This window comes from Curtobacterium sp. MWU13-2055, from assembly GCF_023242305.1.
Classification (GTDB): Bacteria; Actinomycetota; Actinomycetes; order Actinomycetales; family Microbacteriaceae; genus Curtobacterium.
The window spans coordinates 467,886-492,117 of sequence record NZ_JALLIO010000001.1 but is presented as its reverse complement, the minus strand read 5'-3'; the positions used below and the strand labels follow the sequence as shown (position 1 = coordinate 492,117).

The window sequence follows — 24,232 nt, the reverse complement described above, 5'->3', positions numbered from 1 at the left end:
GATGAGCGCCAACCCCCGTGGCCGCGGCCGCAGTCGTGCGAAGAAGGGCCACGACGACGCCGAGCACCCCGACGAGCGCTGGATGGCGTCGTACATGGACATGATCACGGTGCTGATGTGCATGTTCCTGGTGCTGTTCGCCATGTCGACGGTCGACCAGGAGAAGTACATCGCCCTGAAGAACTCCCTGGCGACCGGCTTCGGCGAGGTGAAGTCGCAGAAGGTCGACACCGCCAGCGGCACGGTGGTGACGAAGGACCAGGTGGAGGACGGTTCCGGGTACTCCACCGACAAGTCGCAGGCCGACCACTCGACGGCGTCGTCCGGCACGAAGGACACCAACGTCGACCCCGCGTCGACCGTCGTGCCGGTGACCGCGACGAAGCAGGACCTCGCCGACGCCCAGAAGGAGCTCGACGACCTCACGGCGATCGAGCAGGCGATCAAGCAGAACCTCGCGAAGGCCGGCCAGACCGCGAACGTGCAGTTCACCGTCGACGCCCGTGGCCTGATCGTCCGCCTCGTCGGCAGTGAGACCTACTTCGGCACGAACAGCGCCGACCTGTCCGACCAGGCGAAGTCGATCATGGACGCGATCGCCCCGGTCCTGCAGACGAGCCACCACGACGTCAGCGTCGAGGGGCACGCCGACCAGCGGAACTCGACGGCACCGTACGCCACCAACTGGGAGCTCAGCGCCGCTCGGGCGACGGGGGTGCTGCGCGACCTCGTCGAGCGTGGCGGGATGCCGGGCGACCACGTGCAGAGCGTCGGCTTCGGGTCGAGCCGGCCGCTCGCGAAGGGCGGCACCGACCAGGACCTCGCCCTGAACCGACGGGTCGACATCGTGGTCCTGTCGAACGCCGACCAGGACGTCAGCGCGCTGATGCCGGCACTGGCGAAGGCGCAGGACGGAGCACGCCAGGGCTGACGCACGGCCGACGGGGCTGGAGACCCCGCATCCCCAGTACGGGGTACAGCACTGACGGGTGCCGCACAGGCGACCGATAGACGCACCCGTGACCGAGACCCTGCCAGCGCCCGAGGTGTACGACTTCGCGCGCCCGTCGACGCTCGCCCGCGAGCACGCCCGGGTCCTCGAGCTCGCGTTCGAGACCTTCGCGCGGCAGTGGGGCACGCAGCTCACCGCGAAGGTGCGCGCCGTGAGCCAGGTCACCTGCGAGCAGGTGCAGATGGTGACGTACGACGAGTACGCCGCCTCGCTGCCCGCGCTCACCGGCATGGTGCTGCTGCCGATCGCGGACGTCGTCCCGAAGGGCGTCCTGCAGGTCCCGCTCGACGCCGCGCTGACCTGGGTCTCGCACGCCCTCGGCGCGTCGAAGCCGCTGCCGACCCCGGAGCGCACCTTCACGCCCATCGAGCAGGCCCTCGTGCGCAAGATCGTCGAGGACGCCCTCGACGATCTCCGCTACTCGTTCGGCGGGTTGCTCGCGCACGACGTCACGGCTGGTGGCTTCCAGTTCAACTCGCAGTTCGCCCAGGCCGCCCAGAAGGGCGACCTGATGATCGTCGCGGCGTTCTCGATCCGCGTCGGCGACCGCGTCGCCCCCGGCACGCTCGCGCTGCCCGCCGAGGCCGTGCTGCCGCAGCTCGGCGAGGCCGCCGCGCACGTGTCTCCCGCCGACGCCCAGGCCCTGCTCGACGCGCAGCTCGCGGGCGTCCCCGTCGGCGTCAGCCTGCGCTTCGCCCCGGCGACGGTCCTGCCCACGCAGGTGCTCCGGCTCGCGGTCGGCGACGTCCTGCCGCTGCCGCACCCGCAGCACCGCCCCCTCACCATCGCGGTCGACGGTGAACCCGTCGGCACCGCCGCGGTCGGCGCGAACGGCTCGCGCCTCGCCGGCATCGTCGTCACCACCACGAGCACGGAGCAGCACTGATGACCGAAACGACCACCCTCCAGACCACCGCGGCCGAGTCGCTCGCGGCGCAGCTCCCGACGGCCGTCCCGCTGGGTGCGTTGCTGCTGCCGGGAGGCGCGACCCCGGTCGTGCTCGAAGCGGCGACCGACGCCGTGGTCGCGTCGTTCGTCGGCGGCCTGTCGGCCGATCTGGCCCTCGTGCTCACCGACCTCGAGGCCGTGATCGCTGCCGGCGGCACCGACCACGGGATCGTGGCCGTCACCGACGTGCTGCGTCCGTCGCTCGAGGCCGCCGCGTCCGTGCTCGGCGTGGGGGTCCTCGGCGAGGCGAGCCGCGAGTCGGCGGCGGCGCTGCTGGCCGACCCCGACACGGTGGTGTTCGAGCTGACCGCCGGTGGTGTCCCGAGCGGCTGGTTCGGCATCCGGGTGCGCGAGCACGGCACGGTCTCCGCCGCCGCGCCCGTCGGGGTGCCCGCCGGCAACCTCGGCCGCATCAACAACGTCGAGATGACCCTGACCGTGGAGATCGGTCGCACCCGCATGTCGGTCCGTGACGTGCTCGGCATGGAGCCCGGCGCGGTCGTCGAACTCGACCGCAGCGCCGGTGCGCCCGCCGACGTCCTGCTGAACGGTCGCCTCATCGCGCACGGCGAGGTCGTCGTCGTCGACCAGGACTACGCCGTCCGGATCACCCGCATCCTCGACGTCGCCGAATCCCTCTGAGCCCCGCGTGGACACCCTCCTCATCACGCTCCGCGTCGCGCTGTCGCTCGGCGTCGTGCTCGCCCTCATGTGGGTGCTGCACCGTGCCAGCAAGAAGCGCTTCGCCGGCAAGACCTCCGGGCGCCGTGCGGCGACCGTCGAGGTCGTCGGTCGCCAGGGCCTCGGCGGCAAGGCGAGCGTCGTGGTGGTGGACGTCGAGGGGGAGCGCCTGGTGCTCGGGGTCTCCGAGCAGGGCGTCAGCCTGTTGACGAGCGGGCAGGCGCCCGCTCCGGAGCTCACCATCGTGACCGGACCCGTGCAGCTGCCCGTGCGGCCCGCCCCGTCGGCCGACGTGTTCGGTCAGGAACTGGCGCTGCAGGCGGACGCCCCCACGGGCCTCCCGTCCGACCGAACGGAAGCGACGGCGCAGCCCCTGCCGATGCGCCCGCGCAACCGTCGTCCGCAGCGCACCACGGTGCCGACCGCGCAGCAGCTGCAGGGCTCGATCCTGTCGGTCGACACCTGGCGGCAGGCGGCCGCCGCCCTGCGGAACCGGCGCGCCGGGTGACCGCGGTCCGCACCGGACGCACCGCCGCACTCGTCCTGCTCGGGCTGGCGGTCGTCGCCGGTTTCCTCATGCTCACCGCGACCGGTGCCCACGCCGCCGGCGTCGTCGAACCCACCGCCCCCGCGACGCCGACCGCTCCCGCGAACGGCGACTTCAGCGTCAGCGTGAACGGCCCGGACGGCACCCCGTCGTCGGCCGTCGTGACGCTCATCGGCATCACGCTGCTCAGCGTCGCCCCGGCGCTCATGCTCATGATGACGTCGTTCACGAAGATCTTCGTCGTCCTCGCGATGACCCGGAACGCCCTGGGCCTGCAGTCGATCCCGCCGAACCAGGTGATCGCGGGCCTGGCGCTGTTCCTGTCGCTGTTTGTGATGGCGCCGGTGCTCGGGCACATCAACGACGACGCCCTGCAGCCCTACCTGGCCGGCCACCTCGACTTCAACCAGGCCGTCGAGATCGGCACGAAACCCTTGCGGACCTTCATGCTCCACCAGACCCGTGACGAGGACGTCGCCCTGATCACCCGCGCCGCAGGGCTCGACAACCCGAAGTCGATGGCCGACGTGCCGATGACGACCGTCATCCCGGCGTTCATCATCTCGGAGCTCCGCAGCGCGTTCATCATCGGGTTCGTCATCTTCATCCCGTTCCTGGTGATCGACCTCGTCGTCTCGGCGGCGCTCATGTCGATGGGCATGATGATGCTCCCGCCGGTCATGATCTCGCTGCCCTTCAAGATCCTGCTCTTCGTCCTGGTCGACGGCTGGGGCCTCATCATCACGTCGCTCATCGAGAGCTACCACGTTGTCTAGGGGGCGGGCATGAACCAGCAGGCCGTCATCGACCTGGTCCTCCAGGCGCTCCTGGTTGCGGGCAAGCTCGCCGCTCCGGTGCTCGTCACGTCGCTCGTCGTCGGGTTCGCGATCTCGCTGTTCCAGTCCGTGACCCAGATCCAGGAGGTCACGCTCTCGTTCGTGCCGAAGGCCGTCGCCGTCGCGATCGCCCTGGTCGTCTGCGGCAACTGGATGATCTCGGAGATGGTGGCGTTCACGCACGTCGCCTTCGACATGATCCCGAAGCTCCTCGGCAGCGGCTGATGGAGCTCGCGATCAACGCCGACCGTCTGGAGGCGACCATGCTCGCCGGCGTCCGGCTCGTCGCGTTCTTCGTCATCGCGCCGCCGTTCTCGTACCGGGCGTTCCCCGGCACCGTGAAGGTGATCCTCGGGCTCGGCCTGGCGATCGGCGTCGCCCCGCGCGTCGCCGTCGGCTACGAGTCGCTCGACACCGGGCCCTTCCTGCTCGCGCTGCTCACCCAGCTCGTCGTCGGGCTGTCGCTCGGCTTCCTGGTGTTCCTGGTGTTCGCCGCGGTGCAGTCCGCCGGTGCGCTCATCGACCTGTTCGGCGGGTTCACGCTCGCGCAGGCGTTCGACCCGCAGTCGCAGGTCAACGGCGCCCAGTTCACCCGGCTGTTCCAGATGGCGGCACTCGCGCTCCTGTTCACCTCGGGCGGGTACCAGCTCATCGTCGGTGGGCTCGTGCGCTCCTTCGATGCCGTGCCGCTCACCGGCAGCTTCGCGGTCGACGGTCTGGCCCACCTGCTCGTGGCGGCGATGTCGCAGATGTTCCTGGCGACGCTGCAGATCGCCGGACCGCTGGTGGTCGTGCTGTTCCTGGCGGACGTCGGCCTCGGGCTGCTCACCCGCGTCGCACCGGCCCTCAACGCGTTCCAGATGGGGTTCCCGATCAAGATCGGGCTGACCGTCCTGTTCGCCGGAGCGCTCTTCATGGCCCTGCCCTCGGTGGTGTCGTCGCTGACCGGCGACGCCGTCCAGGCGATCACGGGACGGGGGTGAGGCGCCGTGTCCGACAGCGGTGAGAAGTCCGAGAAGGCCACCCAGAAGCGCATGCAGGAGGTCCACCGGAAGGGCCAGCTCGGCCGGTCCCAGGACCTCGGTGCGTGGATCGGCATCGCCGTCGTCGCCCTCATGGTGCCGTCGATGATCGGCAACGCGGCAGCCGCAGGCACGGCACAGCTCGTCGCCGTGCAGTCCGTCATCGCGAACCCGACGATCGGCACCATGAACCACGTGTTCGGCGACGCGATGGCCAGCGTCGGCGCGACCCTCGGCCCGATGCTCGCGGTGGTGCTCGTCGCCGTCACCGCGGCCGCCGTCGCGCAGGGCGGGGTGCACATCCGCAAGCTCGCGCCCGAGGCGTCGCACTTCGACCCCATCGCGGGCCTGAAGCGCGTGTTCGGCGTCCAGGCGCTCTGGAACGGGGCGAAGGCGCTGCTGAAGACCACCGTCGTCGGCCTCGTGCTCTGGTTCGCCGTGCAGGGCCTGATGCCCGTGCTCATGACCAGCGGCTCGCTGCCGTTGTCCGCCGTGCTCGAGGCCGCAGCGGACGGCGCGGGCACCCTGCTCCGCGCCGCGATCGCCGCCGGGCTCGTCCTCGCCGCGATCGACGTGCTCGTGGTCATCCGCCGCAACCGCAAGCGCACCATGATGACCAAGCGCGAGGTCAAGGACGAGCAGAAGAAGAGCGACGGCGACCCGCTCGTCAAGGGTCAGCGCCGCTCCCGCCAGCTCGCGATGAGCCGCAACCGGATGATCCAGGCGGTCGGCACCGCTGACGTCGTCATGACGAACCCGACCCACTACGCCGTCGCGCTCAAGTACGAGCCGGGCAAGGCCGCACCGCGGGTGGTCGCGAAGGGCGCCGGGCCCGTCGCCGACGTCATCCGTGCCCGGGCGGAGGAGGACCGTGTGCCGATCGTGCGCGACGTCCCGCTCACCCGCGCGCTGCACGCCGCGTGCGAGCTCGGGCACGAGATCCCCGTCGACCTGTACACGCCGGTCGCCCGGGTGCTGTCGTTCGTGATGGCCCTGAAGGCCCGCGGTGCAGCGGCCGGCACCCACGCACCACCGAGGCCGACCACGCCCGACGAGGTGGCGAGCGTCATCGACCCGGCCACGTTGACCGGTGACCTCCGCCCCCGCAAGCTCCGCGCACCGCGCATCGCCGAGACCCCGACCGAAGGACTCCCCGCATGAACCGCAAGGACCTGCCGAAGCTCGTCGTCCCGGTGTTCATCGTCGGCATCATCCTGCTGCTGATCCTGCCGGTGCCGTCGTTCCTGCTCGACTTCCTGATCATCATCAACATCCTGCTGGCGCTGGTGATCCTGCTCACGACGCTGTTCGTGAAGAAGCCGCTCGACTTCTCGGTGTTCCCGTCGCTGCTGCTCGTCGCGACGCTGTTCCGCCTCGGCCTGAACGTGGCGTCGACCCGGCTCGTGCTCGGCGAGGGCTTCGCCGGCGACGTCATCCAGGCGTTCGGCCACGTCGCCGTGTCCGGGTCGATCATCATCGGCGCGGTGATCTTCCTGATCCTCATCGTCATCCAGTTCGTCGTCGTGACGAAGGGTGCCGAGCGCGTCGCCGAGGTCGGGGCACGGTTCACCCTCGACGCCATGCCCGGCAAGCAGATGGCGATCGACGCCGACCTGAACGCGGGGCTCATCACCGACCAGCAGGCGAAGGACCGCCGCGCCGCGGTCTCCGCCGAGGCGGACTTCTACGGCGCGATGGACGGCGCCTCGAAGTTCGTCAAGGGCGACGCGATCGCCGGCATCCTGATCATCATCATCAACCTGATCGGCGGCATCGCGATCGGCATGCTGCAGAACGGGCTGTCCGCCACCGACGCCCTGTCGAAGTACGGCATCCTGACGATCGGCGACGGCCTCGTCACGCAGATCCCGGCCCTGCTCATGGCGGTCTCCACCGGCATGATCGTCACGCGCTCGGGCGCGGAGTCCGAGATGGGTGCGTCGGCCGCCACCCAGCTCTCGCAGTCGCGCAACGCCCTGATGATCGCCGGCGTCGCCGCGATCGCGATGGGGTTCATCCCCGGCATGCCGATCCTGCCCTTCCTGCTCGTCGGTGCGACCCTGCTGTTCACCGCGTGGCGCATCGGCCGGAACGCCGCGAACGCCGAGTCGGCCGCCGCCGAGCAGCAGGCCCTCGAGGCCGCCGCTCCCTCCGGCGACACCCCCGAGGACCTCATCGAGCAGATGCGCGTGCACGCCCTCGAGATCCTGCTGGCGCCCGACCTGGTCGACATGGTGTCCGGCGCCTCCGACGACCTGCTCGGCCGGGTCCGTGCCCTCCGTCGCAAGATCGCGGTCGACATGGGCATCGTCGTGCCGCCGGTCCGCACCCGCGACAGCATCGACCTGCCGCCGTCGACCTACGCCATCCGGATCGCCGGCGTCGAGGCCGGCCGCGGCACCGCCCCGGCGCGCAGCGTCCTGGCGCTCGGCGACCACCTCGACGGGCTGCCGGGCACCTCGACGGTCGAGCCGGTGTTCGGCCTGACCGGCAAGTGGGTGCCCGCCGAACTCCGGCACGCCGCCGAGATGACCGGCGCCACCGTGATCGACCGGGTGTCCGTGCTCGTCACGCACCTGCAGGCCGTCATCGGCGACAACGCCGCTCGCCTGCTCACCCGCGAGGACGTCAAGGTCCTGACCGAGGGCGTCAAGCAGGTCAACCCCGCCGCGGTCGAGGAACTCGTGCCGGGCATGCTCTCGATGGCCGAACTCCAGCGCGTGCTGCAGGGCCTGCTCGCCGAACGCGTGCCGATCAACGACCTCGGGCGGATCTGCGAGGCGCTGACCCTGCGCGCCAAGGCCTCCACCGACCCCGACGGGCTGGTCGAGGCCGCCCGCGCCGCACTCGGCCCCGCCCTCGCCGCCCGGTACACCGACCAGGGCACCCTGCGCGTCATCATGATCGACCCGCTGCTCGAGCAGTCGATGCTCGAGGGGCTGCGGCCATCCGAACAGGGCAGCCAGATCGTCCTCGACGCCCACCGCATCGAGCAGGTCCTGGGCTCCGTCCGCGATGCCGTGCGCAGCATCGAGGACCAGGGCCTGTCCGCCGTCCTGGTCTGCGCCCCGCAGCTCCGCCCGGCCGTGCACCGCATGGTCGCCGCCCAGTCGAACGGGCTCCCGGTGCTGTCGTACCAGGAGGCCACCGCCGCGGGCTCCACCATCGAGACCGTGGGAGTTGTCCGTGCCGCCGACCCGATTGCAGCGTAACGGCGCGACGCTCGACGAGGTCCGCGACGCCGTCCGGACCGAGTTCGGCGCGGGCGCGAGGATCGTCGCCGCCGAGCGGGTCACCACGCCGGGCATCGGCGGGCTGTTCCGCAAGGCCCACGTCGAGGCCACCGTCGAGGTGCCGGAACCGGGGGAGACCCCGACCGCACGCGTCGTGATCGCCGACTCACCCGTCCAGCGGATCGGCATCGCGGCGCTGCTCGCCGACGCCGACGCGGCCGAGGCCCGCATCGCGCGCGGTGACGGCACCCAGGCCACGCGTGCCGACGCGTTCGCGTCGGTGCTCGACGGCTTCGTGGCGGACGGGATCACGGGGAGCGCCCCGCGCCCGACGCGCGCACTGCCCGGAGCGGACGGGCCTGCGGACGTCGACCCGCGCCTCCAGGCCGTCACCGACACCCTGCCAGGAGGCCCGGCCACCGTCCCCGACGTCGCGCCCGCCGTGCGCGTGGCCCGGCCCACGGCCCCTGCCGCGCGGTCTGCTGTCTCCGCAGTGCGGTCTGCTGACGGTGACCTGGTCCTGCTGGTCGGCCGGGCGAACGACGTCGACGCCGCGGCCGGGCTGTTCGCCGTCCGGCACGCGCTGCGGCCGACGGACGCCGCCGACCGGCGGTCCGCCATCCTCGCCCGCGCCGACGGCGTGCGCGACGGCCACGCGGTGCTCGCCGTCGCCGCGTGGGACGACCGCGCGACCGGCGAAGGGATCGAGGCCGACCAGGTCTGGGTGGTCGTCGACGTCGGACGGAAGCCCGAGGACACCGCGGCGATGGTGTCCGCGGTGGCCGCACGGCTGCCGGTGGCCGGTGTCGTCGCGATCGGCGCGGGCGAGACCGCCACGCCGGAGTCCGTCGACCTGCTGGGGGTCCCCGTCCTGTCGCTAGGCTGAGCGGGTGCTGGTACTCACGCGGAAGGTCGGCGAGCGGATCCTCGTCGGTGACGACATCGTCATCACGGTCCTCGACGCCCGGGGCGACGGCGTCCGGATCGGCATCGACGCACCACGCGGGGTGAAGATCCAGCGTGAAGAGGTCGTGCGCGCGGTCGCCGAGGCGAACGCCGAGGCCGCTGCGGCTGCCGGCGCGACCGGTGCCTCCGGTGACGACGCCGAGGCACGGCTGCGTGCCGCGCTCGGCGGGTCCGCCCAGCCGACGGACCCGACCGAGTAGTCGCTGGCGCCGGAGCTCGTCGCTAGCGCCTGGGCTTCTTCTCCTGTTCGGGGAGTCGTCCGGCTGCCGCCTCGGCGGCGAACCACGCCCGGGCCTCGTCCTGGCGCGCCTGCTCCTCGCCGAGCGCGATCGGCGCCCGCACGTGGCCGGGCTCGTAGCCGAAGGTCTCGATGAGCTGCGGGACCACCGGACGGAGCCGCGCCACGAGCCGGTCGATCGACGCCGACACCGCACGGGCACGCTGCGCGCTCAGACGCCCGTGCACCAGGTACCAGTCGAGGTGCTGCTCGAGCAGCCCGAGCGCGAACAGGTCGCGCAGCCACACGAGGACCCGGCGGGTGTCGCCCTCGGGGACCGCGTCGAGCCCCTCGGTGAAGGCGTCCCACTGCATGAGTTCCGCGTGGGCGCGCGCAGCCTCGATCAGCTCGTGCTGCGACCGGTTCAGGAGGACGGCCTGGCGGGCGCGGTCCTTGCCGGCGGTGTTCAGCCGGAGCCCGATCTCGGTGACCATGGTGTCCACGCGGCCGGCGAGCAGCGCGCGCTGCGTGGCGGGGTCGTGCAGGTCCGTGACGCTCGCGGCGAGCGACCCGCGGTCGGCGACGGTCTGGCCCAGGCGGCGGAGGCCCGAGGCGTCCGCGAGCTTCGCGCCCACCTGCGAGGCGACGAACTTCGCGGTCGACGCGGCGTCGCGCGGCGCGCGCTTCCGGAAGTCGGTGAGCAAACGCTTGCCGACGAGCTGCAGCAGGACGGTGTTGTCGCCCTCGAACGTCACGTAGACGTCGAGGTCGGCGCGCAGGCTCGTCAGGCGGTTCTCGGCGAGGAAGCCCGCGCCGCCGCAGGCCTCACGGCACTCCTGCAGGGTGTCGAGCGCGGACCACGTCGACAGTGACTTGAACGCGGCGGCCTGGGTCTCCAGGTCCTCGCGGCGCTCCGGGGTGTCGGCACGCCCGCTGAACACGTCGTCGAAGGTGCGGAGCAGCTGCTCGTGCGCGAACGACTGCGCGAACACCGTCGCCAGACGGGGGATCAGTCGGCGCTGGTGCCGGCCGTAGTCGAGCAGGACGCCCTCGACACCGCCCGCCGTCGGGAACTGCCGGCGCTGCATCGCGTACGTCAGGGCGATCTGCAGCCCGATCTTCTGGGCGACGACCGCGGCACCGTCGAGCGACACGCGGCCCTGCACCAGGGTGCCGAGCATCGTGAAGAAACGGCGTCCGGGCGAGTCGATCGGCGAGCTGTAGGTGCCGTCCTCGGCGACGTCGCCGTAGCGGTTCAGTAGATTCGTGCGGGGAACGCGGACGTGGTCGAAGTGCAGCCGGCCGTTGTCGATGCCGTTCAGGCCGCCCTTGACGCCGTCGTCCTCGCCGCCGACGCCCGGCAGGAACGCGCCGTCGTCGTCACGGAGCGGCACGTAGAACGCGTGCACGCCGTGGTCGACGCCCTGGGTGACGAGCTTCGCGAAGACGACGGCCGCCTTGCCGTGCAGGGCCGCGTTGCCGATGTAGTCCTTCCACGCCCCGCGGAACGGCGTGTGCACGACGAACTCCTGCGTGGCGGGGTCGTAGGTCGCCGACGTGGCGATGTTCTGCACGTCCGAACCGTGGCCGGTCTCGGTCATGGCGAAGCAGCCGGGAACGTCGAACCCTATGATGCCGGGCAGGAACTCCTCGTGGTTCCGTGCGGTCCCGAGGTGGTGCACCGCGGAGCCGAACAGGCCCCACTGCACGCCGGCCTTGATCTGCAACGACGGGTCGGCGGTGGTGATCTCCTCGAACGCCGCCAGGTTGCCGCCGTGGTTGTCCTGACCGCCGAGCTCGGGCGGGTACGGGCGCTGGATGGCTCCGGCGTCGACCAGGATCTGCAGCTGCTCGAACGCGCGGGCACGGTGCTCGATGGTGCCGAGTCCCTCGGTCTTGTGCAGTGCGGGGTCGAGCACGAGGCGGCGGGAGATCCGGCGGTCCTCGGCCCAGCGGCCGAGCAGGAGGGTCTCGACCATGTCGACGTCGATGCGGATGTCGGTGGGCTTGCCCGCGTTGTCGCTCGTGTGCTTGCTCGTGTTCTTGCCCGAGTTCTCGCTGGCGTTCGTGCCCGGGTTCACGCCGGCGTCGTGCTTCGCCGTGGGCGTGCCGGTGTGCTGCGCGGATGCGGTGTCGACCATGGTCGGAGTCCTCCTGAACTGCGGTGTCCGGTGTTGCGCTCCCCACGCTAGACACCGCCGCCGGGAGCCGGCGGAACGCCGTGCAGGCCGCACAACGCTGCCCGGCACGGACCGACCACGATGGTGGGAACCCTCCAACTGCACGCGTCGATCGATTTGATGAGCACCCATCAACGATTGTGCGCGCCACCGGCGCGCGGGGCAGACTGGCCGACATGTCAGGCTCCACCACGGGACACGATCCCAAGCCCAAACGCACCTTCTTCGGACAGCCGTTCGAGCTGTCGACGCCCTTCGCGGTGGAGCTCTGGGAGCGCTTCTCGTTCTACGGCATGCAGGGCATCGTCCTGATCTACATGTACTACACGGTCACGCAGGGCGGCCTGGGGATCGACAAGGGCATCGCGACCGGGATCATGGGCGCGTACGGCGGCGCCGTGTACCTGTTCACGATCATCGGCGCGTGGATCGCCGACCGGCTGCTCGGTGCCGACCGCACACTGTTCGGCAGCGCGATCGTCGTCATGCTCGGCCACATCGCCCTGGCGCTCATCCCCGGGGTGGCCGGCGTGGGCGTCGGGCTCGTGCTCATCGCGCTCGGGTCCGGCGGACTCAAGGCAACCGCCACGACGATCGTCGGTGGGCTCTACAGCCGCGACGACCCCCGCCGTGACGCCGGGTTCTCGCTGTACTACCTCGGCGTCAACCTCGGTGCGTTCTTCGGGCCGCTCCTGACCGGCCTGCTGCAGAGCTCGCTCGGCTTCCACTACGGCTTCGGGCTCGCCGCCGTCGGCATGGCAGCCGGCCTGGTCCAGTACGCCATCCGTCGGAAGAACCTGCCCGATACGGTCCGCCACGTCACGAACCCCGTCGACCGCCGACGCCTGCCGCTGATCGGCGTCGGGGTCGTCGTCGCCCTGGTCGTGATCGCGGTCGCCGTCCTGACCGGGCTGCTGAACGTCGGCAACCTGCCCACCGTGGTCGTCGCGATCGTGATCCTCGCCACGATCGGGTACTTCGTCGTCATCCTGACGAGCGGCATCACGGCGCAGGAGCGCTCGCGGGTGTTCGCGTTCATCCCGCTCTTCATCGGCAGCGCCGTGTTCTGGTCGCTCTACCAGCAGCAGTTCACCGTCGTCACGGTCTACTCCGACGAGCGACTGAACCGCTCGCTCTTCGGGTGGGAGATGCCGGTCTCGTGGGTGCAGTCGATCAACCCGGTCTTCATCATCGTGCTGTCCGGGGTCTTCGCGGCGCTCTGGACCAAGCTCGGCGACCGACAGCCGTCCACCCCGACGAAGTTCGGCCTGGGCACCGGCATCATGGGCGTCGCGTTCCTGCTGTTCCTGCCCTTCGTCGGCTCGGGCCAGAACGGCACGCCGCTGCTCGCCCTGGTCGGCATCCTGCTCGTCTTCACGCTCGCCGAGCTGCTGCTGTCACCCGTCGGCCAGTCCGTCGCCACGAAGCTCGCGCCGCCGAAGTTCCAGACGCAGATGGTCGCGCTGTTCTTCCTGTCGGTGTCTCTCGGCACCGCGGTCACCGGAGTGCTGTCGCAGTACTACGACCCGGCGAACGAGGCGCCGTACTTCGCCGTGCTCGGTCTCGTCGCCGTCGCGGTCGGCGTGGTCCTGCTCGTCCTGGCCAAGCCGGTGCTGAAGCTCATGCGCGGCATCCGTTGATCCGTCGCGGCATCCGCTGAACCGTCGCGGTATCCGCTAACCTGAGGGAAGCCACACGGCCGAAGCAACCAAGGAGTCACCCCATGCTCGAACTCATCGCCGGCATCATCATCGGCATCGGCGTCCTCGGTGGTGTGGGCTGCTGCATGGCGGTCGCCGCCATGATGAAGAGCGGCTCCGAAGAGTACTGAGCCCGCTGGGCTACTCGCCGCTGCCGGTCGTGATCGGCACCAACTGACGACTCAGGACGGTCGCGCGCTCGAAGGGGCCGCGGCCGTCCTTCGTGTACACGGGCTCCTCGAACGCGACGGTCCACGACAGCGGTTCGCCGACGCCGGGGTAGCCGACGATCTGGTTGCCGCCAGGAGCCACGATCACACCGATCGGCTCGTCGGCCCACCGCTCACCGCCCTCCGCGGAGTCGATGACCTGCACGAGCGCACCGATGCCGAGGCCGGGGGCGTCGTCGGGGCGGGGCTTGGGGGAGCGGCGTCCGAACACGGCATCACCGTAGCGTGCTCGCCGATCAACCCGCTCCGTCCCGCGCGCCGTTCAGCTCGCTCCGTCCTGCACGCCGGTCAGCCCGTTCCACCCAGCACGCCGAGGTTCCACGACATGCCGCGTGCGTGCCGCCGAGGTTCCACGGATTCCCGAGTGAGCGCCCGAGGTTCCGAGATCTCGGAACCTGACGAGCTCGGACGCGTCGGGACATGACGGGGACGGCGGGGACGGCGGGGCGACGCCGAGGTTCCACGACATGCCGCGTGCGTGCCGCAGAGGTTCCACAGATGCCCGCGGGGGCGCCCGAAGTTCCGAGATTTTGGAACCTCGGGGCGCCACGCCCGCCCAGGCCCGCCCCCGCCGCAGGTCAGGCGTCGGCGGGGACCCGGGCGATCTCGGTGATGGACGAGTGACCGGTCTCGGGGTGCTTGCGCATCGAGAGCAGCCGCTCCATCGAGGGCTCGAGCGCCGTGACCTTGTCGAGCGGCGCACTCACCACCAGCTGGAACCCGAGCCGCAGCCACGCGGTGACCGCACGACCGGCAAACTCCGAGTCCGCCTTGATGAACGCCTCGTCGAGGAACACCGGGGCGAACCGGGGGCGTGGACGGGTCTCGTCGCCGAGCTGGTAGCGGAGCGCCGCACCGACGATGAACGCCACGAGCTCCTGCGTCTCACCACCGGACTTGTCACCGAGCGACGAGTACACACCGAGGTCGTTGCCCGACGTGTCGTAGCGGACCGCCGTGATCTCCATGTGCCGCCGGACGTCGAGCACGGCGTCGCGCTGCGTGGTGCGGCCACGCGCGGCGTCGGGGTCGGGGCGGATGACGGCCATGAAGCGCCGGAGCCGGCGGAACCGGGTCTCGAGCACGTCGTCGGTCAGCTCGGCGTCGACCGAGGCGGACAGGGCGCGGAGCTCGCGGCGGAACGCGGTGACGTCCTCGCGGGTGACCCGCCGGATCTGGATCTTCAGGCGGTCGCGGTTGGCGCCGAACGGCAGGTCCCGCAGGATCTCGTTGACGGGTTCGAGGCGCTCCTCGATCTCGACGACGGCCCGGTCGAAGGCGCCGGCGAGCGGCACGAGGTCCTCGCCGCTCCACTGCGACAGCCGCCGACGCCACTCGGTGCGACGTGCGTGCAGGCCGGTCGCGACGATCTGGTCGAGGATGGCGTGGTAGTCCGGGTACGACGCGACGCCGGTGCCGAGGTTCGGGTCCGGCCAGGCGTCCTGGTAGCGCTGGAACGTGAGGGTCAACGACGTCGAGGCCGCTGCGGCACCGTCGAGTGCCTGCGACAGCCGCTCCTCGAGGCGTCGTCGGAGCCGTCGGGTGGCGTCGTCGAAACCGTCCACACCGTCCGGCGCCCCGACCTCGGCGAACGTCTCGGCGAGGAGTCGCGACTGCTCGTCGTCGGGCAACGACTCGGGGGTGTCGTCGAAACGCGACAGGATCTCGGCGGCGGCGTCCTGGCCGTCGACGAGCACGGCGTGCCGCTCCTCGAGGCGCTGCACGGAGAGCCGCGCGGCGGAGCGGCGGTCGGCCGTCTCGTCGAGCGACTTCCGCAGGCGGGCGACCGAGGCGCGCAGGGTCCTGAGGCCGTCGTCGGCGGCGAGGAGCGCCTGCCGTTCCTCGTCGAGGCGTGCCAGCGAGGTCTCGACGCCCTGGACGTCGATGGCGTCCCAGGTCACGTCGACGACGTGCTGGTGCGCGGCGCGGAGGACGTCGAGCGCGGTGAGGTCCTGCGCGACGTCGGTGCGACGGGCCTCGAGCGTGGCGAGGTCCTGCGCGATCGACGCGAGCTCCTGCTCGACGGCGGCGACGCGGGCCTCGTTCGTGAAGCCGATGACGTTCGCCTGGCGGCGGTCACCGTGCGCACCACGTCGGCCGTCGCGGAGCTGCCCGGACTCGGTGACGCGCCGACCACCACCACCGAGCTCCGAGGCGTCGGTGACGCAGCGGGCGTCGGTGCGGTCCGACTCGATCCGCTCCCGCACCCAGGTGCTGAACGGCGAGTGCTTGATCGCGAGCTTGCCGGAGACCATCGCGGGATCGCCGTCGAGGTCCAGGTGCGGTCCGGTCGGCACGCCCTCGAACTGCACGCGGACGGGCAGGCGGAGTGCGTCGATCGCCTCACTGAACGCACCGAGGCGGTCCTGGTCGACCAGCAGGGTGCGGGCGACGGGGGCCAGTACGGACTCGATGGCCGTGCGCCAGCGCTCTTCGCCGGGCTGCACGTCGAGCAGTTCGGCGACGAACGGCAGGTCGGCGGGGTCGATCCCGGCGGCGCGGGCCATCGCGAGCCGGGCCTCGTGCATCGGCAGGGGCATCGCGCCCTGACGGTGCTCGAGCGACTGCCGCTCCTGGCGCAGCGAGCGCTCCCGGTCGAGCAGCGGGTACTCCTCGCGCGTCAGGGCGTCGCGGCGGTCGTCCAACGACGAGCGCGAAGCAGCGTAGGAACCGAGGAACTCGTGCGAGCTGCGCTGCGCGGCAGTGAAGTCGGCCTCGGTCGCGACGGACGTGCCGAGCACCGCTGTGCGCTCTTCGAAGGTCGCCCGGGTCCGGACCACCGCGTCGCGCTCACGGGTGAGTCGCTCGATGCGGTCCTCGAGCTGGGCGAGCGCGTTGCCGCCCTGGTCGCGCAGCCGCGCCTCGGCGTCACGCAGCTCGATCTCCACGGCGGCGTGCCGGGCCTCGGCGGCGGCGACCTCGGCGCGGGAGGCGGTGCGCTCCCGGCTGTTGCGGTCCACCTCGGCGTCGAGCAGGTCCCGCTTCCGCGAGGCCGTCCAGTGCGCGAACGGGGAGACCTCGGCGCCGGTGGCGATGCCGTCCAGGGCCTCGGCCGCGGCCTTCGAGCGTTCGATCTCGTCGTGCAGGTCGGTGATGGGGGAGAGGATGCGGACCTTCCGCTCCTCGGTGTCCATCGCCTCGTACGCCTCGTCGAGCGCGGAGAAGTGTGCGAGGGCGCGGTCGGCGGCCTCGTAGGTGCCCGGGGTCTCGAGCACGAGCGACTTGTACAGCGCGTCGACCGTCGGCAGGTGCTGCCCGGCCTGGATGCGCGCGAGCAGGCGCATCGCCCGGTTCCCGCCGCCGGAGTCGCCGATGCCGAGCCGGGTCTGCAGCGTGTACGCGAGCTCCTGGTAGGTGTCGCGGATCACCAGCCCCGGCACTCGTCCGGTCAGCTCGAGGTGGTGGAAGCGGGTCGGCACGAACTCCTCGAGCCGACGCAGGTCGAAGGTGTCGTCGACCGTCGCCATGGTCATCTGGATGTCGCCGACGCCGCGCGCGCGCTTCGGCACGATGTACGCCCGCAGCACCGTGAAGCGCCGCTCGTCGTCGTTCCGGAACGTGACCGCGGCCGCGCCCCAGGTGGTCTGGTCGTCGCCGCGCAGGTTGACGTCGCGCAGGGCACCGGACTCGGGATCGCGGCGGGTGTCGACCTTGCCCCGCAGGTACGTGAGCAGGTTGCGCTGGTCGGCGCTGCGCGCGCGACCCGTCGTGGCGTCGTTCGAGGCGCCGTTGAACGGCACGTCGGACGGCATCATCACGGCCAGGTACGCGTCCATCAGCGTGGACTTGCCGGTGCCGGACGCGCCGGAGATGAGCGTCGCGGTGCCGGACAGCTCGACCTGCCGGTGGCCGTGGAACCCGCCCCAGTTCACGACCTGCATCGACTCGGCGCGCCACTGCGCGACCGTGTCGAACAGCGCGGGGATCTGGAAGGTGTCGGTCATGCTTCCGTCTCGCCGTCGTCATCGGTGTCGGTCTCGGCTTCGCCGTCTGCCGGGAGGCCCGTGGCAGCTCCGTCGGTCGGCTCGCCGCCCTGGTCGGTCGCGTCTTCGTGCGCGGTGGTGGTCCGCAGCCACGTGTCCAGTTCCAGCAGGCGCTCCAGGGTGAGCAGCACCTCGACGACGCTCGCCACCCGGAAACGGTCCGGGTCCGAGGTGCGGATCAGGATGCGCGCCGTGACGAGGCGTTCGACGGCCTTCGCCACCCGGCCCTCGTCGCGCGTGCGGTCGGTCGCGGTCGCCGGTCGGAAGCCGGCGACGTGCCCGAGGATCTCCGCGCGGTCGACGACCACCTGGTCCGGACCCGGTCGGGCATCGGCGCGCAGGCGCATCCGCAGGTAGACGAGGACGATCGTCTCCTCGCGGGTGTACGGCAGGTCGCGCAGCAGCGTGGGGAACGTGCGGCGCTGGCTCTCCGAACGGGCCTGGCGCTTCCACGCGACCTCGCGGTCACGGTCGACGTGCAGCTCGAGGAACAGGTCGTTCAGACGCGACCGCAACTGGTACTCGGCGTCGAGGACGGCACGCCACTCGTCGGGGTGGGTGCGGGAGCTGACGTACGAGTGCCGGAGCAGCGCCACCAGCGCGCGTCGCTGGTGCTCGTCGAGCCGGCCCTCGTCGCCCTCGAAGAGGGCGAAGCTGGACTCGTCGCGTTCGTCGTCCTGCACGACCGTTGCGGGGTCGTCGTACGGGACGGTCTCGTCGACCGGTGCCGGCGTCGTGTCGCTCACCGTGCCTCCTGTGCGTTGTCGTCGTGGGGATCGCCGACCGGCGCGTGCTCGGCAGCGAGCGCAGCGGTGGGCATGTGGAAGGTGACCGGGCTGCCGTCCGGGCGCACCGTGCGGTGCTCGGCGACGTGCGCGGCGGACTCGAAGTCGTCGCGTCCGGTGAGCAGGTGGGCGAGGCCGAAGAGCTCCACCGGTCGACGCTGTTCGGGCGGCAGCCCGTGGAAGGCGTCGACACTCGAGTCGGCCTCGGCGAACCGGAGCGCGGCACGCAGCTCGGTCAGGAGCGGGCCGCCGTGCTTGCGGAGCATCTCGACGTCGAGGTCCTCGAAGACGTCGTCGTCGGGTTCCTCGATGGGTGGCGGCACCGACTCGGCGTCGGGGTCGTAGAAGCGCTCGCGCAGGGTGCCGACCTCGGCCGACGCCGGCAACAGCGGGAGCGGGATGCGGTCGCGCGCACCGCCCTGGTCCATCAGCGTCGCCAGGCCGCGGTTGATCGACCGGATGACGGCGTCGAGCTCACGGTCGCGGACCACGTCGTGGGCGACGATCTGGTCGCGCAGTGTCGCGGTGAGCTGACGCCGCTGGGCGAGGACGTCCTCGATGCCCTGGCGCAGGATCGTGACGGTGTTGCGGAACGCGCGACGCTCACCGGCTCCGAGGCCGTCGGCGAAGGAGTGGGACAGGATCGTCGCGATGTCGTCGCGCAGGCGGAGCAGCAGGGCGTCGTCGCGCAGGAGCTCGAAGGCACCCTCGAACGCGCGGCCCTCGGGCGTCGCCTGCATCAGGTTGTCGGTGCGCGCGAGGTAGTCGTCGAGGATCTCGCCGATCGGGCGGACCTCTTGTCGGAAGTCCTCGACGATCGAGCGGTGCATCGTCGCGACGGCCTCTTCGACGCGCTTGAAGTCGCTCGGCAGCTGCCGGATCAGGTCGGAGATGTTCGTGTACCCGTCGCGCATCCGGTCGTCCTCGACGGTGACGACGTCGTCGCCGTGCTCGAGGCGCTCACGCTCGGCCCGCAGTTCGGCGATCTGGGCGTCGATGCGGCGGATCTGCACGTCGGGGTCCGGCTCTGCGCGGGCGGCCCAGCGGTGCACGGCGTCGACGATCATCGCGAGGCGGCTCTCGCTGATCAGTGCGCGGTCGGCCGACAGGGCGTCGACGAGGCTCAGGGCCTCGAGCGCGTGACTCGTCAGGGAGTACTGCTCGTCGCCGTCGGGGGAGTTGGAGCGGACCAGCCACTGTGCCGCCACCCACTCACGGCAGAGGGCGCGGCCGTTCGGTCGGGGGTCCTGCTCGCTCTGCTCGTGCTGTTCGCTCGCGGGTACGCGTGCACCCGAGGCCTGCAGGCGGGCGACGTGCTCCTCGACCTGCAGGTGCATGCGGTCGGCGGGGACGTACTGGACGTCGCGGTCGAACACCGTGCGGAACACGGCGAGGACCGTCGCGCTCGTCGGGCGGGACATGAGGCGCAGGGTCGGACGGTCGAGGACCGCTCGGACCCGGGCGAACTCGAGGTCGACGTCGGTCATGCGCCCCTTCGTCCGATCGTGCTGGTGGTGCGGCCCGCGTGCTGCGGGTCGGTGAGATGACAAGAGCCCGACGCTGCTGCGTCGGGCTCTGTCTCAAGGGTGGGCGATACCAGACTCGAACTGATGACCTCTTCGGTGTGAACGAAGCGCGCTACCAACTGCGCCAATCGCCCCCTGCACTGTTCGTGCGAGTCGATAGTAGCGGATGTCCGGCGGTGCTCCGAACACGACGCGCTCCCCGGGTGTGGCGCGCGGTCTGCGAGGGGTACTGAACCGGCCGGATCCGCATGAACTCGGGGGACACGCCCGGTGAACGGGAAGGATTTTGGCGGATGCCCCTGGGTTCGTATAGAGTTTACGTCGTCGCCGCGACAGCGGAAAGACAAGTGCGGATGTGGCGCAGTGGTAGCGCATCACCTTGCCAAGGTGAGGGTCGCGAGTTCGAATCTCGTCATCCGCTCGAGTGTGGGTCTTCTCGGAGTCCCACGACTCACCAGAGGGTATCCCACCGTTCGGGTACTCACGGAGACGTGAACCTCGATGGTGGGGTGGCCGAGAGGCTAGGCAGCGGCCTGCAAAGCCGTCCACGCGGGTTCGAATCCCGTCCCCACCTCCAGCAACACCCTCCAGATCCTGTGCGAACTCCGGTTCAGACAGGGAATCTGGGCGATTGGCGCAGCGGTAGCGCGCTTCCCTGACACGGAAGAGGTCACTGGTTCGATCCCAGTATCGCCCACCACGAGGAAGCCCCCGGCAGGACCACCAGGTCTGGCCGGGGGCTTTCTGCATTCCGGGCGATCGCCGCGGTCGGCTGGCACGATGGCGAGGTGGATTCGATGCGTGGGTGGCCGCTGTGGGCCGTGATGATCGTCCTCGCGGTCGCGTTCGGCGGCTTCTGGTACCTGTCGACGTTCGTCACCATGCCCGACGACGTCCCCGTCGGGGTCCGAGTCGCCGCGAGTGCGGTCACGGGCGCGGTGTTCGGCGTGCTCTTCGGGCTCTGGATCGGTCGGCAGCGCCGGAGCGTCGGCCCGGCAGCGCGTGACCGTGCGCTCGGCCGAGCGGTGCGGCGCGGCGAACTGCCCGCTGATGCGGACCCGGCGCAGTGGCGCCAGGCGCTCACGCACTACCAGCAGCAGTACCGCCGGCAGCGGTGGTTCGGGCCCGTCGTGTTCGTGGTGCTGATGGTGCTCGAGGTGTCCCTCGCCGTTACCGGGCGGCCGGTCTTCTGGTTCGCGGCAGCGATGTTCCTGGTGTTCCTCGTCGTCACCATCGTGCAGACACCGAAGGTGCTGCGGAACACCGCCGCGATGCTCGCCGAGCTCGACCGTCGTGAGGCAACCGAACCGCACCGAGCGACCTGACGCGGTGCACCGCCGGGCGGTACCTCGTCGAAGCCGACGCCCGCGTCGACGCCGAGGCGGCCGACGCCGGCGACGACTCAAGCAGAGACGGAGGCAGCCCGTCGCCGTCGGTCGATCGCGCAGATGGCGAGCGCCATCGCCGCCCCCAGCACCGCTCCGACGCTGTTCATGAACCAGTCGTTCGTGTCGCAGCGGCGGCCGAGCACCGGGGCGAGCGCCTGGACGACCTCGATGACAGCGGAGAGGGCGACCGCACCGGCGAGGACGGAGAGCGGTCGGTTCGTCGCCGTGCTGAGGAAGAGTGCGATCGGCAGCAGCATCGCGACGTTGGCGAGCGTGTCGAGGCCCTGGAACGGCACGGAGAACTGCACGGTGCACGTGACGCCGTCAGGCCGAGCGCCGTCGGGCAGCAGGGTGAGCAGGAGCACCGCGATGAACGACAGCCCGGACAGGCCGAGCAGCACACCACGGAGCCGCAGGCGGTGGAGCGCCCAGGCCAGGCCCGCGGCGACGACGACGCCGACCCAGAAGGCGACGCGCACGAGAGGCGCGTGCTCGACGAGGAAGGTGGAGATCATCGGGATCCTCCGTTGCCGCGATCGTTCCGCGGATCGAGTCGGTCGAGCCACACTCGCATGAGTGCGGCTTCCTCGGGCAGCAGCGCGCTCGACCCGCCGGCGTCGAGCTGCGCGCGGAGCTGCCGGAGGGGTGCTGCGTCGAGGTCGTCGTGCCCCGGGCCGGGCGGCACCACCAGGACCGCGCTCAGGACTGCGTCGCGGAGGGCGTCGGCAGCGATGCCGGATTCGTGCCGCGCGGGTGTGCTCATCCGGTCGAGGGCGAGTCCGACGTTGGCAGCGAGCAACATCGTCGCCGCGACGGGTACGTCGACGCGGAGCAGGCCGGCGGCGGCACAGCGCGTCAGTGTCCTCTCGAGCAGGACGGTCAGTCCATCGCGGGCAGCGCTGTTCGCCCACGGTCGCGGAGCGAACATCAGCCGGTAGAGCGCGGCGTGTTCGCGGGCGAAGGCGAGGTGGTCGTCCCAGCCGCGGCGCAGGTCCACCGACGGGTCATCCGACGCCTCGAGTTCGGCCTTCCGCTGCGTGTACCGCTGCAGACCGGTCTCGGCGAGGGCGTCCAGGAGACCACGCTTGTCGCCGAAGATCCGGTAGAGGACGGGCTGTGTCACACCGACCGCTTCGCAGACCGCTCGGGTGGCGATGTCCCCGTCCGGAGACGCGACCAGCTGCTCCTCCGCCGCGCTGAGCAGCGCGTTGCGAAGTGTTTCGTCAGAACGAGCCATGCGGCGATCGTAGCGCAGCTTGTAGCACCGATCGTAATCATGCTACGTTCTGTCGTAGCGCCGAAATGATGGGCGCATATCGCTGAAAGGACACCCCATGGCTCACACTTCTGCACGCGTTGCCATCGTCACGGGCGGCTCGCGCGGCATCGGCCGCGCGGTCTCGTCCCGTCTGGCAGCGGACGGCTTCACCGTGGTCGTGAACCACGCGAGCGGGTCGGCAGCTGCCGCGGCCACCGTCGAGGAGATCACAGCAGCCGGCGGACACGCGGTCGCCGTGCAGGCAGACGTCGCCGACGAGCACGCCGTGGCCGCCATGTTCGACCAGGTCGAGGCCGACCACGGTGGCGTCGACGTCGTCGTGCACTCCGCCGGACGCCTCGCACTGTCGACGATCGCCGACCAAGACCTGGAGGTCCTCGACGCGCTGCACCGGACGAACATCCGCGGCACCTTCGTCGTCGCACAGCAAGCGGCTCGTCGCCTCCGCGCCGGTGGCGCGTTCGTCGGCATGTCGACCTCGGTGGTCGGGACGCAGTTCCCCACCTACGGCGCCTACGTCGCGAGCAAGAGCGCGGCAGAGGGCATGACGCTGATCCTGGCGAAGGAGCTCCGTGGCCGTGACGTCACGGCGAACGTGGTCGCTCCGGGGCCGACGGCGACCGAGCTGTTCCTCGACGGGAAGACGGAAGAGCAGATCGACACGCTGGCGAAGGCACCGCCCCTCGAGCGCCTCGGCACTCCGGAGGACATCGCCGGCGTCGTGGCGTTCCTGGTCGGACCGGACGGACACTGGGTGAACGGGCAGACCATCCGCGCCAACGGGGGGATGGTCTGATGCCCACGCCGCGGGTCGTCCTCGTCACCGGAGCCTCGAGCGGCTTCGGTCGCCTGACGGCGGAGTCGCTCGCACGGGCAGGCAACGTCGTCATCGCGGGGATGCGCGCCGTCGACGGTCGGAACGCGACCGCTCGCAGGGCGCTCGAGGACCTCGCCGACCGTGAGGCGCTGCGGCTCGGCGCCGTCGAGCTCGACGTCCAGTCGCTGCAGTCCGTCGAGGACGCGGTCGACACCGTCGTCCGTGCACACGGGCGCATCGACGTCCTCGTGCAGAACGCCGGACACATGGCCTACGGCCCGGCCGAGGCGTTCACGCCGGAGCAGTTCGCGGCGCTGTACGACGTCAACGTGGTCGGCGCCCAACGCGTCGCCCGTGCCGTCCTGCCCCACATGCGTGACCGCCGGTCCGGACTGGTCGTCTGGGTGGGCAGTTCGTCGACCCGCGGCGGGCACCCGCCGTTCCTGGCGCCGTACTTCGCGGCGAAGGCCGGGTTGGACGCCCTGGCCGAGAGCTACGCCGCAGAACTCGTCCGCTTCGGCATCGACACCACCATCGTGGTCCCGGGTGCCTTCACCTCGGGCACGAACCACTTCACGAACGCCGCGCTGCCGGCGGACGCCGACCGCGTCGCTGCACACGACGAGGAGTACGGAGCGCTCCGGCGGGACCTGACCGGCCGCCTCGCCGAGACCGTGCCGGCGGACGCCGACGTGCAGGACGTCGCCGACGAGATCGTACGGGTCGTGGACCTGCCCGGCGGTGGTCGTCCGTACCGCGTCCACATCGATCCCTCGCACGACGGCAGCGAGGTCGTCTCGGCCGTCGCGGACCGCATCCGAGCCGAGTTCTACCGCCGCGTCGGCATCGAGGACCTCCTGTCCCCGAACGCCGCACCCTGAC

General features: G+C 71.1%; 22 protein-coding genes and 4 tRNA genes. 18 read left to right on the top strand and 8 right to left on the bottom strand.

Annotated elements, in window-relative coordinates:
• Nucleotide 1 precedes the first annotated feature (1 nt).
• The 11 genes from M4960_RS02235 to csrA all read left to right on the top strand — a co-directional run bounded on the left by M4960_RS02235 (nucleotide 2) and on the right by csrA (nucleotide 9,445).
• Complete coding sequence (locus tag M4960_RS02235) at nucleotides 2–931, top strand: flagellar motor protein MotB (RefSeq protein WP_248703337.1); 930 nt, start codon at nucleotides 2–4, stop codon at nucleotides 929–931.
• An 88-nt stretch (nucleotides 932–1,019) separates the two neighbouring features.
• A complete protein-coding gene (locus M4960_RS02230) occupies nucleotides 1,020–1,898 on the top strand; it encodes a flagellar motor switch protein FliM (RefSeq protein ID WP_123292756.1) in 879 nt (292 codons plus the stop codon).
• Nucleotides 1,898–2,602, top strand: coding sequence for a flagellar motor switch protein FliN (fliN, locus tag M4960_RS02225; RefSeq protein WP_123292757.1), 705 nt, complete (start codon nucleotides 1,898–1,900; stop codon nucleotides 2,600–2,602). Before M4960_RS02230 ends, fliN begins: the two co-directional genes overlap by 1 nt.
• A 7-nt stretch (nucleotides 2,603–2,609) precedes the next feature.
• The gene (locus tag M4960_RS02220) at nucleotides 2,610–3,149 is read left to right on the top strand and encodes a flagellar biosynthetic protein FliO (protein WP_194673071.1); all 540 of its coding nucleotides are present in this window, start codon (nucleotides 2,610–2,612) and stop codon (nucleotides 3,147–3,149) included.
• Complete coding sequence (fliP, locus tag M4960_RS02215; RefSeq protein ID WP_123339579.1) at nucleotides 3,146–3,964, top strand: flagellar type III secretion system pore protein FliP; 819 nt, start codon at nucleotides 3,146–3,148, stop codon at nucleotides 3,962–3,964. The genes M4960_RS02220 and fliP overlap by 4 nt, the downstream gene beginning before the upstream one ends.
• 9 nt (nucleotides 3,965–3,973) lie before the next feature.
• The gene (fliQ, locus tag M4960_RS02210) at nucleotides 3,974–4,249 is read left to right on the top strand and encodes a flagellar biosynthesis protein FliQ (protein WP_111084131.1); all 276 of its coding nucleotides are present in this window, start codon (nucleotides 3,974–3,976) and stop codon (nucleotides 4,247–4,249) included.
• A complete protein-coding gene (locus tag M4960_RS02205; RefSeq protein WP_123339580.1) occupies nucleotides 4,249–5,007 on the top strand; it encodes a flagellar biosynthetic protein FliR in 759 nt (252 codons plus the stop codon). Before fliQ ends, M4960_RS02205 begins: the two co-directional genes overlap by 1 nt.
• A gap of 6 nt (nucleotides 5,008–5,013) precedes the next feature.
• Entirely contained in the window at nucleotides 5,014–6,207 is a 1,194-nt protein-coding gene (locus M4960_RS02200) for a flagellar biosynthesis protein FlhB (RefSeq protein ID WP_123292761.1), read from the top strand.
• Nucleotides 6,204–8,258 carry a flagellar biosynthesis protein FlhA gene (locus M4960_RS02195; RefSeq protein WP_248703336.1) on the top strand — a complete coding sequence of 685 codons (2,055 nt, stop codon included), beginning with the start codon at nucleotides 6,204–6,206 and terminating at the stop codon, nucleotides 8,256–8,258. The genes M4960_RS02200 and M4960_RS02195 overlap by 4 nt, the downstream gene beginning before the upstream one ends.
• Nucleotides 8,233–9,165 carry a hypothetical protein gene (locus tag M4960_RS02190; RefSeq protein WP_248703335.1) on the top strand — a complete coding sequence of 311 codons (933 nt, stop codon included), beginning with the start codon at nucleotides 8,233–8,235 and terminating at the stop codon, nucleotides 9,163–9,165. The genes M4960_RS02195 and M4960_RS02190 overlap by 26 nt, the downstream gene beginning before the upstream one ends.
• 4 nt (nucleotides 9,166–9,169) lie before the next feature.
• Nucleotides 9,170–9,445, top strand: a complete 276-nt coding sequence (csrA, locus tag M4960_RS02185) for a carbon storage regulator CsrA (protein ID WP_123292764.1) — start codon at nucleotides 9,170–9,172, stop codon at nucleotides 9,443–9,445.
• A 22-nt stretch (nucleotides 9,446–9,467) separates the two neighbouring features.
• Here csrA and M4960_RS02180 read toward each other — a convergent pair whose 3' ends face one another.
• On the bottom strand, nucleotides 9,468–11,603 hold the full coding sequence (locus M4960_RS02180; RefSeq protein ID WP_123292765.1) for an acyl-CoA dehydrogenase: 2,136 nt from the start codon (nucleotides 11,601–11,603) through the stop codon (nucleotides 9,468–9,470).
• A 215-nt stretch (nucleotides 11,604–11,818) separates the two neighbouring features.
• Between M4960_RS02180 and M4960_RS02175 the strand changes: the two genes are divergently transcribed.
• Nucleotides 11,819–13,282, top strand: coding sequence for a peptide MFS transporter (locus M4960_RS02175; protein ID WP_123292872.1), 1,464 nt, complete (start codon nucleotides 11,819–11,821; stop codon nucleotides 13,280–13,282).
• A 201-nt stretch (nucleotides 13,283–13,483) separates the two neighbouring features.
• Here the strand turns inward: M4960_RS02175 and M4960_RS02170 are convergent, their stop codons facing one another.
• The 5 genes from M4960_RS02170 to M4960_RS02150 form a co-directional block, all read right to left on the bottom strand.
• On the bottom strand, nucleotides 13,484–13,783 hold the full coding sequence (locus tag M4960_RS02170; protein WP_123292766.1) for a hypothetical protein: 300 nt from the start codon (nucleotides 13,781–13,783) through the stop codon (nucleotides 13,484–13,486).
• A gap of 367 nt (nucleotides 13,784–14,150) precedes the next feature.
• Complete coding sequence (locus M4960_RS02165) at nucleotides 14,151–17,516, bottom strand: ATP-binding protein (RefSeq protein ID WP_248703334.1); 3,366 nt, start codon at nucleotides 17,514–17,516, stop codon at nucleotides 14,151–14,153.
• Entirely contained in the window at nucleotides 17,513–18,301 is a 789-nt protein-coding gene (locus M4960_RS02160; RefSeq protein WP_248703333.1) for a DUF4194 domain-containing protein, read from the bottom strand. Before M4960_RS02160 ends, M4960_RS02165 begins: the two co-directional genes overlap by 4 nt.
• Nucleotides 18,298–19,827 (bottom strand): DUF3375 family protein, encoded by a 1,530-nt coding sequence (locus M4960_RS02155; protein ID WP_123292769.1) that lies wholly within the window; start codon nucleotides 19,825–19,827, stop codon nucleotides 18,298–18,300. Before M4960_RS02155 ends, M4960_RS02160 begins: the two co-directional genes overlap by 4 nt.
• A gap of 100 nt (nucleotides 19,828–19,927) precedes the next feature.
• Nucleotides 19,928–20,000, bottom strand: a tRNA-Val gene (locus M4960_RS02150).
• Between the two features lie 215 nt (nucleotides 20,001–20,215).
• Here M4960_RS02150 and M4960_RS02145 point away from each other — a divergent pair.
• From M4960_RS02145 to M4960_RS02130, 4 genes are all read left to right on the top strand, one after another.
• Nucleotides 20,216–20,287 (top strand) — tRNA-Gly (locus M4960_RS02145).
• A gap of 82 nt (nucleotides 20,288–20,369) precedes the next feature.
• Nucleotides 20,370–20,443, top strand: a tRNA-Cys gene (locus M4960_RS02140).
• A 48-nt stretch (nucleotides 20,444–20,491) separates the two neighbouring features.
• A tRNA-Val gene (locus M4960_RS02135) sits at nucleotides 20,492–20,566 on the top strand.
• Nucleotides 20,567–20,654: 88 nt separating this feature from the next.
• A complete protein-coding gene (locus M4960_RS02130; protein WP_173168540.1) occupies nucleotides 20,655–21,191 on the top strand; it encodes a hypothetical protein in 537 nt (178 codons plus the stop codon).
• Between the two features lie 77 nt (nucleotides 21,192–21,268).
• On the opposite strand, the gene M4960_RS02125 is transcribed toward M4960_RS02130, so the two are convergent.
• Both M4960_RS02125 and M4960_RS02120 read right to left on the bottom strand, forming a co-directional pair.
• Entirely contained in the window at nucleotides 21,269–21,769 is a 501-nt protein-coding gene (locus M4960_RS02125) for a VanZ family protein (RefSeq protein ID WP_132100395.1), read from the bottom strand.
• Complete coding sequence (locus M4960_RS02120) at nucleotides 21,766–22,491, bottom strand: TetR/AcrR family transcriptional regulator (protein ID WP_173168541.1); 726 nt, start codon at nucleotides 22,489–22,491, stop codon at nucleotides 21,766–21,768. Before M4960_RS02120 ends, M4960_RS02125 begins: the two co-directional genes overlap by 4 nt.
• A 97-nt stretch (nucleotides 22,492–22,588) precedes the next feature.
• Here M4960_RS02120 and M4960_RS02115 point away from each other — a divergent pair, with 97 nt between their 5' ends.
• Both M4960_RS02115 and M4960_RS02110 read left to right on the top strand, forming a co-directional pair.
• Complete coding sequence (locus tag M4960_RS02115; protein ID WP_173168542.1) at nucleotides 22,589–23,329, top strand: SDR family oxidoreductase; 741 nt, start codon at nucleotides 22,589–22,591, stop codon at nucleotides 23,327–23,329.
• Nucleotides 23,329–24,231 carry an SDR family oxidoreductase gene (locus M4960_RS02110; protein ID WP_173168543.1) on the top strand — a complete coding sequence of 301 codons (903 nt, stop codon included), beginning with the start codon at nucleotides 23,329–23,331 and terminating at the stop codon, nucleotides 24,229–24,231. The genes M4960_RS02115 and M4960_RS02110 overlap by 1 nt, the downstream gene beginning before the upstream one ends.
• Nucleotide 24,232: the final 1 nt, after the last annotated feature.

Excerpts from the sequence above, each read along its gene's own strand:
- M4960_RS02235 (WP_248703337.1), top strand. The coding sequence starts at position 2 with ATGAGCGCCAACCCCCGTGGCCGCGGCCGCAGTCGTGCGAAGAAGGGC.
- fliN (WP_123292757.1), top strand. The coding sequence starts at position 1,898 with ATGACCGAAACGACCACCCTCCAGACCACCGCGGCCGAGTCGCTCGCG.
- fliQ (WP_111084131.1), top strand. The coding sequence starts at position 3,974 with ATGAACCAGCAGGCCGTCATCGACCTGGTCCTCCAGGCGCTCCTGGTT.
- M4960_RS02205 (WP_123339580.1), top strand. The coding sequence starts at position 4,249 with ATGGAGCTCGCGATCAACGCCGACCGTCTGGAGGCGACCATGCTCGCC.
- M4960_RS02195 (WP_248703336.1), top strand. The coding sequence starts at position 6,204 with ATGAACCGCAAGGACCTGCCGAAGCTCGTCGTCCCGGTGTTCATCGTC.
- M4960_RS02180 (WP_123292765.1), bottom strand. The coding sequence starts at position 11,603 with ATGGTCGACACCGCATCCGCGCAGCACACCGGCACGCCCACGGCGAAG.
- M4960_RS02175 (WP_123292872.1), top strand. The coding sequence starts at position 11,819 with ATGTCAGGCTCCACCACGGGACACGATCCCAAGCCCAAACGCACCTTC.
- M4960_RS02165 (WP_248703334.1), bottom strand. The coding sequence starts at position 17,516 with ATGACCGACACCTTCCAGATCCCCGCGCTGTTCGACACGGTCGCGCAG.
- M4960_RS02155 (WP_123292769.1), bottom strand. The coding sequence starts at position 19,827 with ATGACCGACGTCGACCTCGAGTTCGCCCGGGTCCGAGCGGTCCTCGAC.
- M4960_RS02125 (WP_132100395.1), bottom strand. The coding sequence starts at position 21,769 with ATGATCTCCACCTTCCTCGTCGAGCACGCGCCTCTCGTGCGCGTCGCC.
- M4960_RS02120 (WP_173168541.1), bottom strand. The coding sequence starts at position 22,491 with ATGGCTCGTTCTGACGAAACACTTCGCAACGCGCTGCTCAGCGCGGCG.
- M4960_RS02115 (WP_173168542.1), top strand. The coding sequence starts at position 22,589 with ATGGCTCACACTTCTGCACGCGTTGCCATCGTCACGGGCGGCTCGCGC.
- M4960_RS02110 (WP_173168543.1), top strand. The coding sequence starts at position 23,329 with ATGCCCACGCCGCGGGTCGTCCTCGTCACCGGAGCCTCGAGCGGCTTC.